This is a genomic window from Candidatus Schekmanbacteria bacterium RIFCSPLOWO2_02_FULL_38_14 (assembly GCA_001790855.1).
Taxonomy (GTDB): Bacteria; Schekmanbacteria; GWA2-38-11; order GWA2-38-11; family GWA2-38-11; genus 2-02-FULL-38-14-A.
On record MGDH01000036.1, the window covers coordinates 81,105 to 99,173 of the forward strand.

Annotated in this window: 16 protein-coding genes; 15 read left to right on the forward strand and 1 reads right to left on the reverse strand. The window is 39.1% G+C overall.

The features are described from left to right. Positions 1-114 precede the first annotated feature (114 nt). Positions 115-762, forward strand: a complete 648-nt coding sequence (locus A3H37_05845) for a PHP domain-containing protein (GenBank protein ID OGL48639.1) — start codon at positions 115-117, stop codon at positions 760-762. Next, complete coding sequence (locus A3H37_05850) at positions 759-2,060, forward strand: hypothetical protein (GenBank protein ID OGL48588.1); 1,302 nt, start codon at positions 759-761, stop codon at positions 2,058-2,060. The genes A3H37_05845 and A3H37_05850 overlap by 4 nt, the downstream gene beginning before the upstream one ends. Positions 2,061-2,096: 36 nt before the next feature. Here A3H37_05850 and A3H37_05855 read toward each other — a convergent pair whose 3' ends face one another. Further along, complete coding sequence (locus tag A3H37_05855; GenBank protein ID OGL48589.1) at positions 2,097-2,576, reverse strand: hypothetical protein; 480 nt, start codon at positions 2,574-2,576, stop codon at positions 2,097-2,099. A 736-nt stretch (positions 2,577-3,312) separates the two neighbouring features. Here A3H37_05855 and A3H37_05860 point away from each other — a divergent pair. The 13 genes from A3H37_05860 to A3H37_05920 all read left to right on the forward strand — a co-directional run bounded on the left by A3H37_05860 (position 3,313) and on the right by A3H37_05920 (position 18,067). Further along, positions 3,313-4,008, forward strand: a complete 696-nt coding sequence (locus tag A3H37_05860; protein ID OGL48590.1) for a hypothetical protein — start codon at positions 3,313-3,315, stop codon at positions 4,006-4,008. A gap of 151 nt (positions 4,009-4,159) precedes the next feature. After that, the gene (locus A3H37_05865; GenBank protein ID OGL48591.1) at positions 4,160-5,044 is read left to right on the forward strand and encodes a glycine--tRNA ligase subunit alpha; all 885 of its coding nucleotides are present in this window, start codon (positions 4,160-4,162) and stop codon (positions 5,042-5,044) included. 91 nt (positions 5,045-5,135) lie between these two features. Then, positions 5,136-7,223, forward strand: coding sequence for a glycine--tRNA ligase subunit beta (locus tag A3H37_05870; protein OGL48592.1), 2,088 nt, complete (start codon positions 5,136-5,138; stop codon positions 7,221-7,223). 46 nt (positions 7,224-7,269) lie between these two features. Continuing rightward, entirely contained in the window at positions 7,270-10,122 is a 2,853-nt protein-coding gene (locus tag A3H37_05875) for a pyruvate, phosphate dikinase (GenBank protein OGL48593.1), read from the forward strand. Between the two features lie 215 nt (positions 10,123-10,337). Further along, positions 10,338-11,123, forward strand: coding sequence for a 30S ribosomal protein S2 (locus A3H37_05880; protein OGL48640.1), 786 nt, complete (start codon positions 10,338-10,340; stop codon positions 11,121-11,123). A gap of 17 nt (positions 11,124-11,140) precedes the next feature. Then, positions 11,141-11,746, forward strand: coding sequence for a translation elongation factor Ts (locus A3H37_05885; protein ID OGL48594.1), 606 nt, complete (start codon positions 11,141-11,143; stop codon positions 11,744-11,746). Positions 11,747-11,894: 148 nt separating this feature from the next. Next, complete coding sequence (locus tag A3H37_05890) at positions 11,895-12,620, forward strand: UMP kinase (GenBank protein ID OGL48595.1); 726 nt, start codon at positions 11,895-11,897, stop codon at positions 12,618-12,620. Between the two features lies 1 nt (position 12,621). After that, the gene (locus A3H37_05895) at positions 12,622-13,179 is read left to right on the forward strand and encodes a ribosome recycling factor (GenBank protein ID OGL48596.1); all 558 of its coding nucleotides are present in this window, start codon (positions 12,622-12,624) and stop codon (positions 13,177-13,179) included. Between the two features lie 98 nt (positions 13,180-13,277). Next, positions 13,278-13,448, forward strand: coding sequence for a ferredoxin (locus A3H37_05900; GenBank protein ID OGL48597.1), 171 nt, complete (start codon positions 13,278-13,280; stop codon positions 13,446-13,448). Between the two features lie 213 nt (positions 13,449-13,661). Then, positions 13,662-14,435, forward strand: a complete 774-nt coding sequence (locus A3H37_05905) for a di-trans,poly-cis-decaprenylcistransferase (protein ID OGL48598.1) — start codon at positions 13,662-13,664, stop codon at positions 14,433-14,435. Positions 14,436-14,440: 5 nt separating this feature from the next. Continuing rightward, positions 14,441-15,238 carry a hypothetical protein gene (locus tag A3H37_05910; protein OGL48641.1) on the forward strand — a complete coding sequence of 266 codons (798 nt, stop codon included), beginning with the start codon at positions 14,441-14,443 and terminating at the stop codon, positions 15,236-15,238. Between the two features lie 77 nt (positions 15,239-15,315). Next, positions 15,316-16,380 carry a peptide chain release factor 2 gene (locus tag A3H37_05915; protein ID OGL48599.1) on the forward strand — a complete coding sequence of 355 codons (1,065 nt, stop codon included), beginning with the start codon at positions 15,316-15,318 and terminating at the stop codon, positions 16,378-16,380. 199 nt (positions 16,381-16,579) lie between these two features. Beyond that, entirely contained in the window at positions 16,580-18,067 is a 1,488-nt protein-coding gene (locus tag A3H37_05920) for a lysine--tRNA ligase (protein ID OGL48600.1), read from the forward strand. The last annotated feature ends 2 nt before the right edge of the window (positions 18,068-18,069 follow it).

Here is an 18,069-nt window from a genome sequence, read left to right on the forward strand (position 1 = left end):
GTCAAGTTCTCTTTTTGAGGCAAATTGATTTGACATTGAATTTCTGGATTGGTAGAAATATTGGGCGAATTAAAAATAAGTTTAAGATTTTCAGAGTCATGGAGCAAGGAGTTTATGATTGACTTACACACACATTCATTATTCAGTGACGGAGAGCTCATCCCGTCTGAGCTTGCAAGAAGAGCTATGGTTATGGGTTATGAGGCAATTGCCATAACCGACCACGGAGATTTTTCAAATATTGAGTTTATTATCCCGAGAATTGTTGATGTTTCAAAAGAGCTTGCAAGGTTCTGGAAGATAAAAATCATTCCCGGAATAGAACTAACACACATCCCTCCTGAGTCAGTCAAGGACTTAGCCAGAAAATCCAGAAAACTTGGTGCAAAGATAGTTGTTGTTCACGGAGAGACGCTTGTTGAACCGGTGCAGGAAGGAACAAACCTTGCTGCCATCAATTCAGACATAGATATCCTCGCTCATCCGGGATTAATTACAGAAGAAGAGGTTCTTTTAGCAAAAGAAAGAGGTATATTTCTTGAAATAACAACCAGGCGCGGACATTCATTGGGTAATGGTAATGTGGCAAAGCTGGCAACAAAAACAGGAGCCCCTGTAGTTTTAAACACAGACTCCCATTCACCTTCAGACCTGATAAAAAAAGATTTTGCCGGAAGGGTTCTGCTTGCTTCAGGAGTCCCTGAAAATCAGATAGAAAAGGTTTTTGAAAATTCAAGAAAGCTGATAAAAAAGGTTTCATGAGTGTGCAGAAAGGTTTAGGGAGCAGCAATATATATCTTTCTTATGGAAGAGAAAAATTAAAACTTCCAACTTCAAATCTAAATCTAAAGGAAATCCTTCTCGCTTCTGAACCGGCTCCGCCTGAAGATATCAAAAAAAAAATCAGAGCCTCTTTATCATTTCCAATATATTCAGAACCATTTAAAGACCTCTTTTCTTCAAATGAAAAAATCCTTCTGATTGTATCAGATATCACAAGGGCAACAGGCTCAGATATTTTTCTTCCACTGTTGATTGGAAAGCTTAATGATTGCGGTATTCCTGACAAAAACATCAAGATACTTTTTTCCTTAGGCATTCACAGACCCCTTACTGATGATGAAAGGCTTGCTCTTTTGGGGAAAGATATATGCTCAAGGATAAAGACATACAATCACGATGCGTGGTCAGACGAAACGGAAACAGCCGGAAAAACCTCAAAGGGCAATAGAATATCCCTGAACAAAAAAATCTTTGAAGCAGATAAAGTCATCCTGACCGGTGCAATAAATTTTCACTATTTGGCAGGTTTTGGAGGGGGAAGAAAAAGTCTGCTGCCCGGGGTTGCATCATACGATAGCATTATTTTATTTCATCTATTAAGCCTCTGCCACGGGCAAGGGAAAGGGCGGCATCCAAAGGCTTCAACAGCAATTCTGACAGGTAATCCTATGGAAGAAGAAATGAACGAAGTTATTGATATGGTAAAGCCCTGCTTTCTTTTGAATACAGTTATGAACTCAAAAAAGAAAATAGTAGAAATCTTTGCAGGTGATGCAAGAGAAGCTTTTTTTAAAGGATGCATATATTTTCTTGACCATTATGGGGTTAAAATCAGAGAAAAGGCAGATTTGGTAATCGCAAGCTGCGGAGGCTTCCCTCTTGATATAAACTTTATACAGGCGCATAAAACCCTTGAATATTCCAGAAATGCCTTAAACAAAAATGGAGTATTAATACTCCTTGCTGAGTGCGGGGATGGGATTGGAAATAAAACCTTCCTGAACTGGTTTGAGCATAAAGATTTATATGAGTTTGAAACTGCTCTGAGAAAAAATTTCGAGGTCAATGGACAGACTGCATATTCAACGCTTATAAAAGCCAAGGATTATAAAATCATCCTTGTCTCTTCTCTTCCAGAAAAAACTGTGGAAAAAATGTCGATGATTCCTGCCTCAGGCATTAAGGAAGCTCTGGATATTGCTTTTTCCATTACAGGGGAAAAACCATCAACATATATTATTCCTCACGGAACAAAAGCCCTTCCTTATCAGATATAAACAACTTTTCATTGATATAGAATCAATCAGACACTCTTATTTAGATTTCTTATCAACCAATGTTGCAAGATAATGCTTGCCGAGGCTGTCAATCAAATCCCTGACATCTTCAAATTTATCAGCGTGCTCTTCCTCATCCTTCAGGATTTCTTCAAGAAGAGCCCTTGAGCCGTTGTCTCCTTCAGCAACACATATCTTTATTCCATCGTTAAGACGTTTAATTGCATCGTATTCCAGCTCGATATCTGCCACCACCATTGCCCTTGCCTCCCCTCCCGGAACAGGCTTTCCTTTTAACTTTGTCTCAGGAGTCCCTTCAAGAAAAAGAACCCTCTCAGCCAGATCCTCCATATGGTCCATTTCATTCAGAGATTCTTCGTGAAACATCTCTCCCAGACCCTTTAGAGCAAGCGCTTCTTCAGCATAAGCATGGTGGGTTTCATACTGAACAATTGCCAGAATCTCCGCAGCCAAAACATCATTCAACACATCAATAACTTTATCTGAACCCTTCATTTAATCCTCCTTTTCTGATTAATATTCACCAAAACAACGATATTCATAAAATCTAAAAATAGATTTATGTCAAGGAGAATTTTTATATATAGATTCTCCCATTCAATTTTATTTTTAAATGAACTACCCTTCAGAAAGCAGGCTGTCCGATAATTCCTTTTTTGTCATTGCGAGCGACCAAAGGGAGCGTGGCAATCTCTTTTATAACAATGACATTTTTGAGATTGCTTCGTCGCTTCGCTCCTCGCAATGACATTGTCGGACAGCCTGCAAAGCATCGAGGAATTCTTTTTAATTAACATAACTTTATACATTAAATAATTTCTTATAACATATTGATAATAAATATTTTATCTCAAATCAGATTTCTGTTTTTTTAGCTTTTTTTCATCAAAATTTCTAACTTTTCTCTCCCTTTTTCTCTTGACTTTTTTTCAACTCCACATATAGATTCCCAAAAAGTAAAAATGTAGAAGACAGTGACCTGACTGACGGCGATCATTCCATTTTATCTACATTGTGGAATTTGAGTTTAAACAGGCATAGGGAGGAATAAATTAATTTCAAATGTCAAAATTCAAAGTTCAAATGAAATCCAAAGCCTAAATGGCAGAAAAGAAAGAAATTTTTTAACATTTAATCCTTTGAACTTGATTTAAAATTTGAGTTTTGAAATTTGAACTTAAAATCTATTGTCAGGCGGGACGCCTGACCTACTTTTTGGTGTGTAAATCTATTGAATAATTCTTTAATTCTAAGGGCTGAGAATCTATCAAAATCATTTGCAAGCGGCAATACTATTTTAGCCATACTTAAAGGGCTTCAGATTGATATCAGAAAAGGTGAAATGGTGGCTATAGTCGGAGCGTCAGGGATAGGCAAAAGTACTCTTCTTCATATTCTTGGGCTTCTTGAGAATCCAACATCAGGCAAGGTTTTTTATGAAGGAATTGACGCTTCCGGATTGAAAGAAAACGAACTGGCAAAATTCAGAAATGAAAAAATCGGTTTTGTTTTTCAATTTCACCATCTCCTCAACGAATTTACCGCTCTTGAAAATGTAATGATTCCTGCTCTTATTGGAGGTTGCAAAAAAACGCAGGCAAAAGAAATCTCAGATGATATTCTGAAAAGTGTAGGCCTTGCTGAGAGGGCTCACCATAAACCCGGAGAATTATCAGGCGGTGAACAGCAGAGGGTAGCTATTGCAAGGGCTCTGGTAATGAAACCAAAGATTGTGCTTGCTGATGAACCAACCGGAAATCTTGACCAGAAAACAGGAGAAGAGGTCTTTGAGCTTCTGAAAAAACTTAAAAAAGAAAGGGAAGAAACATTCGTTATTGTCACCCATAATCTTTCACTTGCTAAACAGGCTGACAGAATTCTTGAGTTAAAGGACGGGAAGCTGGAGAAAGTAGGGGCGAGTCGGTGACTCGCCCAGTTCGGAGTTCGGCGTAGGGGCAAACCTTGTGTTCGCCCTCGATAGGCGGGGTTTTCTAACCCCGCTTTGGCGGGACAAGAATGTCCCGCCTATCGGATGAAATCGGATTTATGCCATTCCCATTGTTCGGAGTTAGAGAAAAATGACTTTTCAGGAACTGATATTTGCATTGCAGAATTTCTGGGCTAAACAGGGGTGTCTGATTGTCCAACCCTATGATACTGAAAAAGGTGCGGGAACATTTAACCCTGCCACTTTTTTAAGAGTATTAGGGCCTGAACCCTGGAGGGCTGCATATGTTGAGCCTTCAAGAAGGCCAGCAGACGGAAGATACGGCGAAAACCCAAACAGGCTTCAGCACTACTACCAGTTTCAGGTAATAATGAAGCCCTCGCCTGAAAATATACAGAATATGTACATAGACAGTCTTAAAAGCTTTGGAATTGACCCGTTAAAACACGACATCCGTTTTGTAGAAGATGACTGGGAATCGCCAACCCTTGGCGCGTGGGGACTTGGGTGGGAAGTGTGGCTTGATGGAATGGAGATAACCCAGTTTACCTATTTTCAGCAGGCTGGAGGTATTGACCTGAAACCTGTTTCAGCTGAAATCACATACGGAATAGAACGCATATCAATGTACCTTCAGGGGATAGAAAACGTCTATGATATAACGTGGACGCCTGGAATCAAATATGGAGATGTCCACCACAGAAGTGAAGTTGAATTCTCAAAATATAACTTTGAAGAAGCAAATATTGAGATGCTTTTAAAATTATTTGAAATGTACGAAAAAGAAGCCCTGAGGCTTCTTGATATCAATCTCGTGCTTCCCGCTTATGACTACTGCCTGAAAACATCACACACCTTTAATCTTCTTGATGCAAGGGGTGCAATATCAGTTTCAGAAAGAGTTGGTTATATAGGGCGAGTAAGGCAGATAGCAAGAAAATGCGCAGAAGCATATTTGAAACAACGGGAGGAGATGGGGTTCCCGCTGTTAAAGGGGTGTGTGAGTAATGAGTGACTCGTGACTCGGGCTCCGTGACCCGTGAATTACAAGCGACAAGGCACGAACAACAAGTGACGGGTTACCAGACACGGACAACGAAAAAACTATGACCAAAGAATTACTAATAGAAATTGGCACAGAGGACATCCCGGCTAAGTTTTTTCCGGAAGCCCTGGAAAACTTAAAATCAGTTGCTGAAAAAAATCTCAGGGCAGAGAGGCTTAAGTTTAAAGAAACTATTGCTTTCGGAACCATGAGGAGAATTGTTCTTCTCGTAAAAGGGCTTGAGGAAAAGCAGGAGGACCTTGTTGAAGAAGTAATAGGACCAAAAGCTGAAGCTTCTTTTGACTCCGGCGGCAATCCAACTCAGGCAGCTGCAGGATTTGCAAAAGCCCACAGCGTTGATATCTCTTCATTATTTATAAAGGAAACGAAAAAAGGGAAATCTGTCTGCGCCAGGAAAAAACTGTCAGGGAAAAACACAAAAGAAATTCTTCCGGAAATTATTTTAAAAATAATATCCGAGCTTTCCTTTCCTAAATCTATGCGATGGGGAAACCTTGATTTCAGGTTTGCAAGACCGGTTCACTGGCTCCTCGTTTTGTATAATGGAGAGGTAATAAAACTAAAGGTTGGAGATGTGGAAAGCTCTAATATCTCATTCGGGCACAGGTTTTTGAGCCCGGATACATTTGAGGTCAGGGATTTTAAAGACTATAGGAAAAAATGTAAAGCCAATTTTGTAATTGTTGACCCATTGGAAAGAAAAACAGTTATTGAAAGCGGTATAAAAAATGCGGCATCATCAAAAAACGGGTCTGTATCAGACTGTAGCGCCCTTCTTGAAACCGTAAATTTCATGGCTGAATATCCTACAGCATTTGTTGGAAGCTTTTCTGAAAGATTCTTGAGCATTCCAAAGGAAGTACTTATAAACACCATGAAGAAACAACAGATGTACTTCCCTCTTTTTAACTCCCAAAATAACCTTATGAACTACTTCATAGGTGTTGCGGATACTGAAAATAAGGATTTGAGCATTATAATAAAAGGTAATGAGAGAGTGCTGAGAGCAAGATTCTCAGATGCTGAATTTTTCTTTAAGGAAGACCAGAAAATCAAACTGGAATCCAGAGTCGATGCTCTTAAAGGCATAATATTTCTGGAAAAACTAGGAACCGTTTATGACAAGGTTGTAAGGATTGGAAAGCTTGCTGCCTTCTTAAACCGTAAAGTATTAAGAAGCGGGAAAAATGAGGCATTAAACCTTGATGAAGGTATAGTGCAAAGGTCTGCAATGCTCTGCAAAACTGATTTGCTTACTGAAATGGTCAAGGAATTTCCTGAACTCCAGGGAATAATGGGCAGGGAATATGCGCTTTTGCAGAAAGAAAATGAAAATATTGCCGCTTCAATATACGAGCATTATCTGCCAAGATTTGCCGAGGATGAAACTCCGCTAACTGACTACGGAACCCTGCTAAGCCTTGCAGATAAATTTGATACTATTTCAGGATGTTTCTCGATTTCTCTTGTCCCAACAGGTTCTGAAGACCCCCTTGGCCTGCGCCGTTCAACAATCGGGATAATAAACATTCTGATTAACAGGGAATACAAGCTGTCGCTGAAAGAAACCATTTCCGAATCTCTTAAACTTTACGGTGTTGAAAAAAACAGGGAAGGTCTACAGTCAAACGTTTTAAGTTTCTTTACAGCAAGGTTTAAAAACATTTTAATCTCTCAGGGCTATGAATCAGATGTGATTGATGCTGTGTTTTCGCAGAATTTTGATGACCTGCTTGATTCAAAAAACAGAATTGATGCAATATCACGGATGAAAAAGGAGGAAGGCTTCAATTCCCTTACCACAACATTTAAGAGAGCAATCAGGATTCTTCCCGGCAATGAAAAAAACGATGTCAGAGAATCGCTTCTCAGAGAAAACGCTGAAAGGGATTTATACACTGTTTTTAAATCAATACAGGCAGAAAGCAGAACTCTCCTCGATAACGGAGATTACTATGCGGCGCTTAAAAAAATCTCTAAGATAAAGGACCAGGTTGATAAGTTTTTTGATGATGTTATGGTAATGGTTGATGATGCTGAATTGAAAAAAAACAGGCTCAGTTTGTTAAATAATGTGATTGGACTTTTTTCCAGAATTGCTGATTTCAGCAGAATATCTGAGGGTTAAATACTAAATTATGAAAAGGATGTAAATATTAATTCAGGAGGAATGTATGGCTAAATTTGTTTATTTTTTCGGGAAGGGATCTGCTGACGGTAAAGGCGATATGAAAGAACTGCTCGGAGGAAAAGGTGCAGGGCTTGCTGAAATGACCAACGCAGGTATTCCTGTACCGCCCGGATTCACAATTACCACAGAGGCATGCAAGGTCTATTATGAAAACGGTGAAAAGCTTCCGCAAAAAATAAAATGGGAAATAGATGAGGCGTTGAAGCGGCTTGAAGATATACTGGGTTTAAGACTCGGAAACCCCAAAAACCCTCTGCTTCTTTCTGTTCGTTCAGGATCAAAGTTTTCAATGCCCGGAATGATGGATACTATTCTTAATCTCGGGCTTAATGATGAAACAGTAGAAGGGCTTGCAAAGAAAACAGGCAATAAAAGATTTGCCTACGACAGCTACAGAAGATTCATTCAGATGTTCGGGAATGTTGTCCTCGGCATTGGCAAGGATGTCTTTGAACATATTCTTATTGAAAAGAAAAAGAAATGCCGCGCCAAGTTCGACACAGACCTCTCGTGGGAAGCCTTAAGTGACCTCACATCTGAATATAAAAAAGAAATGAAAAGGGTAGTAGGCATAATTTTTCCTCAGGATGCCCATATACAGCTTTCTATGGCAAGAGATGCAGTTTTTAAATCATGGCACAATCCAAGGGCAATAACCTACAGGAAATTAAATGATATCCCTGAAAACCTTGGAACTGCGGTAAATGTGCAGGCAATGGTTTTTGGAAACCTCGGCAAAACATCAGCCACAGGCGTAGGATTCACAAGAAACCCTGCAACAGGAAAAAATGAATTCTACGGAGAATTTCTGATTAATGCCCAGGGAGAGGATGTGGTTGCAGGAATCCGCACTCCTCAGCCAATATCCAATTTAAGAAAAGTAATGCCTGAAGTTTTCAGGCAATTAAAGGAAATCACAGACCGTCTTGAAAAGCATTATCGTGATGTTCAGGATTTTGAATTTACCATTCAGGACAAACAGCTTTTCATGCTTCAGACAAGGAACGGAAAAAGAACAGCTATTGCAGCAATAAAAATAGCTGTTGATATGGTTGAAGAAGGGCTGATTACAAAAGAAGAAGCTATTTTAAGAGTGGAACCTGCCTCACTGGACCAGCTTCTCCATCCTGTCTTTGAACCAAAACACAGGGCAAAAGCAAAACTATCGGCAAAAGGGCTTCCTGCCTCCCCGGGCGCAGCAACAGGAAAAATAGTCTTTACTGCAGACGATGCAGTTGAATGGGCTAGAAAGAAAGAAAATGTTATCCTTGTAAGGAATGAGACCGTTCCTGATGATATTCACGGAATGAATGTTGCCAAGGGTATCCTTACAGCAACCGGAGGAATGACATCTCATGCTGCTGTTGTGGGAAGGCAGATGGGAAAGCCAAGCATTGTGGGATGCAACAATCTCATCATAAACGAAAAAGGAAAAACCCTGATTGTTGACGGAAAAAAGCTGAAAGAAGGAGATTATATTTCAATAGATGGTTCAACCGGAGATGTAATACTTTTACAGCTTCCAACCACTGACTCTGAAATCATTCAGGTGGTTACAGAAAAGATTAAACCCAATAAATCCCAAACCTATCAGAATTTCCATAAACTCTTATCATGGGCTGAAGAAGCAAAAAGACTCAAAGTCAGAGCAAATGCAGATATCCCAAGAGATGCCAAGACAGCATTTGCCTTTGGCGCTCAGGGTATAGGGCTTTGCAGGACTGAGCATATGTTCTTTGCAAAGGAAAGACTTCCTATAGTTGTAAAAATGATACTATCCGCAGCAAAAGGACAGGAAGGAGTCAATATAATTGAGTCCCTGAAAAAGAGGACATCAGAAACAGGATCAAACCAAAATAACAAGGAACTCAAGGATGAATTGAAAAAGGCAGAAGCAACATACAGTGAAGCAATTAAGGATTATATGGATTCATTAAAAAAACTCCTGCCAATGCAGAAGAGTGACTTCTATGGACTCTTCAAGGAGATGAGAGGATATCCCGTTACAATAAGGACACTTGACCCGCCTTTACACGAATTCCTTCCAAAGAGAGAAGAACTGATGGTAGAAATTGCTACGCTGAAAGCCTCAAATGCAAAAAAGAATAAAGCAAAAATAGAAAAACTTGAGGAACTGCTGGCAAAAGTTACTGAACTCCACGAGTTCAACCCGATGCTTGGTCACAGGGGATGCCGTCTCGGAATAACCTATCCTGAAATTACAAAAATGCAGACGGAAGCAATTTTTACTGCAGCCTGTGAACTTGCAAAAAAGAAGATAAAAGTAATACCTGAGATAATGATTCCCCTTGTAGGCCATGTAAGGGAGCTGAAAGCCCAGAAAAAAATAGTTGTCTCTGTCGCAGAAGAGGTAATGAAAAAGAACAAAGTCAGGATAGATTACCTTGTCGGCACCATGATAGAGCTTCCGCGGGGAGCAATCACTGCAGATGAGATTGCGCAAGAAGCAGATTTCTTTTCCTTTGGAACCAATGACCTCACGCAGACAACTTTCGGCTTTTCAAGAGATGATGTGGTAAAGTTTTTGAGAGTTTACCAGCAGATGGGAATTCTGGAAAAGGATCCATTTGCAACCATCGATGTTGAAGGTGTTGGACATCTTATAAAGATTGGAGTTCAGAAAGGAAGAGGAATAAAGCAAAATCTGAAAGTAGGTATCTGCGGAGAACACGGAGGAGACCCTGCATCAATAGAATTTTTTAATAAGATAGGGCTTGATTATGTAAGCTGTTCCCCGTACAGAGTGCCTATTGCAAGGCTTGCTGCTGCCCGAATTGCTTTATCCGAGAAGGTTTCAAAAAGAGAAGGTGATTGAACTGTGGAATTAACCTGAAATCCGAAAGAAATGACAATACAAATTTTCCCTTGCAAAAATATATCTTACATGTTAGGGAGTGAAAGTTTTTAAAATACACACACTTTTTGATCCTCTTAAAGAGGTGTCCTGATAAGAATCAGGATTTTAGGAGGAGATGAGAAAAGTGGAGGTTTAACCAAACTTAAAAGGAGAAAATATTGAGCATCATTTCAATGAAAAGTCTGCTCGAAACAGGGGTTCATTTCGGGCATCAGACAAAACGATGGAACCCCAAAATGAAAAAATATATCTATGGTGCTAAGCACGGAATTTATATCATAGACCTGCAAAAAACTGTACGGCTTTTCAGGGAAGCTTACAGTTTTGTGCGAGATCTTGTTGCCTCTGGTGAAAAAATTCTGTTTGTTGGAACAAAAAAGCAAGCATCAGAATCAATAGTAGAAGCAGCAACCCGCTGCGGTATGGGTTATGTAAGTGAAAGGTGGCTTGGAGGAAGCCTGACAAATTTTAAGACAATTTCCAAAAGCATAAAAAAATTAAAAGAACTGGAAGAAATGAAGAACACAGGTATTTATCAGGCTGTTTCCAAAAAAGAAATGATAGAACTCGAAAAGGAAAGAATCAGACTTGAGCGTTATTTTGGCGGATTGAAGAATATGGATAAGCATCCCGCAGCTATTTATGTAGTTGACCCGAGAAAGGAAAGAATTGCAGTAAATGAAGCCAAAATAATGGGAATACCTCTTGTGGGACTGGTAGACACCAACTGCGACCCTGACCTGATTGATTATATCATCCCTGGAAATGACGACGCTATAAGGGCAATCAAACTTATTACATCAAAAATAGCTGATGCTGTCATTGAAGGAAAACAGTTTGCCATAGATCGGGAGTCTGGAAAAACTGAACCAATAGTACCTATGGCTCAAGACCCTGAAACAGATGAAAGCGAAGAAATCGATATAATGAGCGATCATAAAGATAAGACGAAAACCTGAGGATTCTAGGAGGAATTATGCAGGTATCAGCTACACTGGTTAAAGATTTGAGAGAAAAAACAGGTGCAGGCATAGTCGAATGCAAACAGGCACTTGAGGAAAGCAAAGGAAATTTAGATGAAGCAATCAATTTATTAAGAAAAAAGGGGCTTGCTTCTGCGGCAAAGAAAGCAACAAGGGTCGCGAAGGAAGGGATAATCGGTTCCTATATCCACGCAGGAGGTAAAATCGGGGTTCTTGTTGAGGTTAATTGCGAAACAGATTTTGTCGCAAAAACCGAGGACTTCAAATTCCTTGTTAAGGATATCGCAATGCAGATTGCTGCTGCAAACCCAAGATATGTAAGCAGAGAAGAAGTTTCTGGGCAGGAGACTGAAAACGAGAAAAAAATCTACGAAGCGCAGATAAAGGACCAGAAAAAACCTCAGAATGTAATAGAAAAAATTGTGCTTGGAAAACTTGATAAATATTATGAAACTGTGTGCCTTAAGGAACAGATATTTATAAAAAACCCTGAACTCACTATTGAGCAGTTGATTAAATCAAAAATAGCCCAGCTGGGTGAAAATATCAGCATAAAGAGGTTTGTGAGATTCCACCTGGGAGAAGACCATCAGGGATAAAAAAGGGAAACTATAAATCCTAAATTCAAGACTCTAAACAAATTCAAATAGCCAAAATTAAAAACAGTTTAGAACATTGTGATTTATAATTTTCATATTGTTTGGGATTTAAATATTAGGATTTAGAATTTAATTTAGGTTTTCAATTATGAAAAATAACAAGATGAAATATAAGCGCATTCTTCTGAAAATCTCAGGAGAAATCTTGGCAGGAAAAAAAGGGTATGGCATCGATATAGAAATAGTGAAAAAGATTGCCAATGAAATAAAAGAAGTCCATAAACTTGGAACGCAGATTGCAATAGTAGTCGGCGGAGGCAATATATTCAGAGGCGTAGAACTTACTGTACAGGAAATAGACAGGGCATCAGGAGACTATATGGGAATGCTTGCGACAGTGATGAACGCTCTTGCCATTCAGAATGCACTGGAAAAACTCGGAGTATATACAAGAGTCCTTTCAGCAATTGAAATGAAGGAAGTGGCAGAACCTTATATCAGGAGAAGAGCAATAAGACATCTGGAAAAAAACAGAGTTGTAATCTTTGCCGGAGGAACTGGAAACCCATACTTCACTACAGACACAGCAGCTTCTTTGCGGGCTATGGAGATAAATGCTGATGTGATTCTTAAAGCAACAAAAGTTGACGGAGTTTACAGCGCTGACCCGATGAAAGATAGTCTTGCAAAAAAATTTCCTCGGCTTACTTATATTCAGGTTCTTGAAAAAGGCTTAAAAGTAATGGATGCTACTGCAATATCTCTCTGCATGGATAACAACCTTCCTATAATTGTATTCAATCTGAACCAGGATGGCAATATTAAAAAAGCAGTTATGGGAAAAAAAATCGGAACAGTTGTAACAGGGAGCTAATATGATTCAGGAAATCTATAAAGAAATTGAAGAACTTATGAAAAAAGCCTTAACTGCCCTTCACCGCGATTTTGCTTCAATAAGGACAGGAAGGGCAAATGCCGCCTTGCTCGATGGAATAAAGGCAAGTTACTACGGCAACCTGACACCGATAAATCAGCTTGCAACAGTTTCCGTTCCTGAAAACAGATTAATAGTTGTCCAGCCATGGGATCCAAGTGCTCTTGGAGAAATTGAAAAAGCAATTCTAAAATCTGACCTCGGAATATCGCCTGCAAACGACGGGAAAACAATAAAGCTCCCGATTCCGGAGCTGACCGAAGAAAGAAGACGCGAGCTTGTTAAAGTAGTGCACAAGAATGCTGAGAGAGAGAGAGTTTCTATCAGAAACGCCAGAAGGGATGGAAATGAAAAGATAAAGTCATTGCAGAAAGAAAAAAAAATAACTGAGGATGACGCACACAAAGCCCAGACTGAAATTCAGAAAATTACTGATAAATACATGGAACGCCTTGAATCAGCAGTAAAGAGCAAGGAAGAAGAAATTTTAAAGTTTTAAGTTTAAAGGCTACTCTGTGTAACCGCATTAAATTTAAAAAAGCCCTTGAAAATAACAGTAACTCTAAACTTAGCTATTTCTAAAGGTGGTGAAACTGGATGCATACAATAAATGATGAGTGCATTGCTTGCGGAACCTGTGCTGAGGTGTGCCCATCAGAGGCAATAAAAGCAGGAGAGAACAAATACATTATTGACGACAACTGCACTGATTGCGGAACCTGTGTTGAAGCATGCCCTGTTGATGCAATAAAAGCTCCGGCGGCTTAATGTCAATTTTCTTAAAACAAGAATTAGGTCGAGAATCAAAAACATGATTTTTCGGCCTAATTTTTTTATTTCTACTGAATAGAGTTGAAATAAACAAGCTATTATTATAGCATATAAAACTTAAACATTCTGTTGGAAAAACACAATATGATGTCATTCAGTCTGTGTCGCAATGTCATTGCGATGGAGCAAAGCGACTGAAGCAATGTAGTTATGCGCGAAGAAGAACTTTTAAAAAAAATAGATCCCAAAAAGCTTCCAAGACATATTGCTATCATAATGGATGGCAACGGAAGATGGGCAAGGATGAGAAAGCTTAACAGGATTGAAGGCCACAGAAGAGCAACAGAAACTGTAAGAAATGTTGTTATGACTTGCAGGGAGTTAAACATAGAGATTCTGACTCTTTACACCTTCTCGCAGGAAAACTGGAACAGGCCAAAGACTGAAATAAGCGCGCTTATGATACTTCTGAAAAAATTCCTGAGAGATGAACTGGAAGAAATGATGGGCAACAATATAAGGCTTATCTCCATTGGCAGAACAGAAAGATTGCCTGTTGATGTAAAAAGAACTCTGGATTTTGTCACCGGACAGACTAAAAACAATGACGGAATGATACTCAACCTTGCATTGAGCTATGGAAGCAGAACAGAGATAATTGATACAGTAAAAAAAATAGCAAACAAAGTAAAAGAGAAAACTCTTGGCATAGATGAGATAAACGATGAAATCTTTTCTAAAAATCTCTATACATCAGACCTTCCCGACCCGGACCTTATGATAAGAACAAGCGGAGAAATGAGGATAAGCAATTTCCTGCTTTGGCAGCTTGCTTATGCAGAACTCTGGATTACTCCTGTCCTCTGGCCTGACTTTAACAAGGTACACCTCTTTGAAGCCATACTTGATTACCAGAGCAGAGAACGCAGATTTGGACTCACTGCCGAGCAATTAAAGGAAAAAAAGAGGGTAATGCTCTTTTGAAAATAATTCCTTCAAAGAGAATATTAACAGCACTGATTCTTATACCAGCCATACTCCTTATATTGGAAAAAGGAGAAAGGATTGCTTTTTTCCTGCTTGTTACAGCAGCCCAGGTTCTGGCGCTCATAGAATTTTACAATATTTTTTCAAAGACAGGCATTAAGGTCCAAAAATATCTGGGAATCTTGTTTGGTATTTTTATTTCGTATCTGTTTTACAAAAACAGACTCCCTGAAATACTGCTGACCATAACTTTAAGCGTTATATTCACTTCAATTGCAAGGGTTTTTGACAGAGATGGTTTAAAAGACAGCCTTTTTGGTATTGCTGCTACTGTCTCTGGATTGATTTATGCATCAGTTCTTGGAGGATATTTAATCCTTGTAAGAAATCTTGATAACGGGCTAAATTATATTTATATATTGCTTATAATCATATGGGGGTCTGATTCCGGAGCTTATTTTATTGGAAGGAAATGGGGGAAAAACAAACTTTCTCCTGCTATAAGCCCTAATAAATCAATTGAAGGCGCAATAGGAGGGGTTCTAGCAGGAATTTTAGGCGCATCCTTCTGGTGGTTCCGCGGAGAATTCTCTATTTTACACTGCCTGATTTTCGGCACATTAATATCATTGGCAGGAATAACTGGAGATTTGTTTGAATCCCTTATAAAAAGAACTGCCGGGATAAAAGATTCTGGAAACCTGTTCCCGGGTCACGGAGGAATTCTTGACCGCATAGATTCACTTTTATTTGCTGCACCTGTGTGGTACTATTACATCAAATATTTCTTGATTAGATAATACCCCTTGAAACTTTTACCTTTACAGATTATGGAGGAAACCAATGGAATGGGAAATAGAACAAAGAATCAAAACGCTTGAAGACAAGATCGAAAAGCTATGGGGGCATCTTTGACCTCGAGGAAAAGAAAAAAAAATTAGAAGAGATTGAAAAAGAAACATCAAATCCTGAATTCTGGGCTGATAAAAATAAGGCAAAGGAAGTGCTTGCAAGCCGCAAAATCCTTTCCAAGGCAATACAGTCATGGGAAGATATGTGGAAAAATTTCTCAGACCTGAAGGAATTCTACACACTTGCAAAAGAAGAAAATGATGAGAACACTGTTCTGGGCATTGCAACAGAGATTGATAAAATGGAAGCCATTGTCTTAAAGTTTGAAGTCCAGACAATTCTTTCCGGAGAAAATGATTACAATAATGCAATAGTCTCAATTCATCCGGGAGCCGGAGGAACTGAATCGCAGGACTGGGCACAGATGCTTCTGAGAATGTATCTTCGATGGGCTGAAAGGCATGGCTTTAAACCTGAAATCAATGAAACTCAGCAGGGAGAAGAAGCAGGAATCAAAAGCGCAACATTTACTGTAACAGGTGAGTATGCCTATGGGAATTTAAAGGCTGAAGCAGGTGTTCACAGGCTTGTCAGGATTTCACCTTTTGATGCCAACAAAAGGAGACACACATCCTTTGCTTCAGTATTTGTAATTCCTGAAATAGATGATGAAATTGTTGTGGACATAAAGGATGAGGACTTGAAAATTGATACCTTCCGCTCCGGAGGGGCAGGAGGACAGCACGTAAATGTTACTGACTCGGCAGTAAGAATCACTCATATTCCATCGGGCATTATTGTTTCGTGCCAGAATGAACGCTCGCAACACAAAAACAAGTCAACTGCCTTAAAGATTCTCAGGTCAAAGCTCTATAAAAAAAAGCTTGAAGAAGAAAAAAACAAGTTTGAAAAATTACACGGAGAGAAAAAAGATATTGCGTGGGGAAGCCAGATACGCTCATATGTTCTTCATCCTTACCGTATGGTAAAAGACCACAGGACTGAAATTGAGACAGGCAATGCTGATGCGGTGCTTGATGGAGATATTGACAAATTCATAGAGGCATATTTGATGAGAGGCGGGAAGTAAAATTTAAAATTCTAAATTCTAAGCACTAAACAATATCAAATGACCAAAATCCAAAACAGAGTTATGAGAAGTCCAAGAATTTTTTGAATTTTGAAAATTTGAATTTTGAATTTGTTTACCCCGCTTAGAAATTTTAATTTCTAACGGGGTTTAGGATTTAGATATTAGAATTTAGTATTTAATTTTATAAGGTGTAACAATGAAAAATGAAGAAAATGAATTAATTGTTCAGAGAAAAAATAAGATTGAAGAACTAAAGGCTCTCGGTATTAATTCATATCCAAACGATTTCAAGCCTGCTCATACTATAAATAATATTATGATTAAATACCGTGAAAAAAACAGCGAAGAAATTGAAAAGCTGAGTGAAGAAGCTCAGATTTCAGGAAGGATTATTACAATGAGAGTGATGGGAAAGACAACCTTTGCCCACATTCAGGACTCCTCAGGGAAAATGCAGATTATGGTTAGGGAAAATGACCTTGGTGAAAGGGATTATACCATTTTCAAAAAGCTTCTGGATATCGGGGATTTCATAGGCATAAAAGGAAGGGTGTTCCGTACCAAAACCGGTGAACTTACAATACTGGGATTTTTCTTCAAGCTTCTGTCAAAATCGATCAGGCCTCTGCCGGAAAAATGGCATGGGTTAAAGGACATTGAGATAAGATACAGGCAGAGATATGTGGATTTAATTGTCAACTCAGATGTAAAAACTGTTTTTGAGAAAAGAAGCCGTATAATAAGTTCTTTGCGTGAGTTTATGAACCGTGAAGGATTTCTGGAGGTTGAAACACCAATGATGCAGTCAATTCCCGGAGGTGCTGCTGCAAAACCATTCAAGACCTATCACAATGCCCTTGGAATGGAGCTTTTTCTCAGAATTGCCCCGGAATTATACCTGAAGCGTCTGGTAGTAGGCGGAATAGAACGGGTTTATGAAATAAACAGAAACTTCAGAAATGAAGGAATCTCAACACAGCATAATCCGGAATTCACAATGATGGAATTTTATATGGCTTATGCCACTTATCTTGATTTGATGGAATTTACAGAAAAACTGATTTCCCTCACTGCTGAAAAGGTTCTTGGAACACCTAAAATCAAATATGGCGAATATGACATAGATTTAACTCCTCCATGGGAAAGAATAGGATTGGTCAGTTCGATTGAAAAATTCACAGGCATTGCAGGAGAAGAATTTAAAACCATTGAATCTGCCTCCAGAGCTGCAAAAAGGCTTGGAATAAAATTTAATGAAAAAGCCCCAAAGGGAAAGATTATCCTTACAGTTTTTGAGGAGCTTGTTCAGCCCAAGCTGATTAATCCGGTTTTCATCTATGACTTTCCCCTTGATATATCTCCCCTTTCAAGGAAAAAAGATGATAACCCTGAACTTGTGGAAAGGTTTGAGCTTTATGTTGCTGGAATAGAGGTTGCAAACGCATTCAGCGAGCTGAATGACCCGCAGGACCAGAGGGAGCGTTTCATAAGACAGATGGATGAAAGAGCTTCAGGGAACCAGGAGGCGCATATGATGGATGAAGACTATCTGAAAGCGCTTGAACAGGGAATGCCTCCCACCGCAGGAGAAGGAATCGGGATTGACCGCCTGATAATGCTTCTCACAAATTCAAACTCGATAAAAGATGTAATACTCTTCCCTCAAATGAGAAAAGAAAGTTAGAG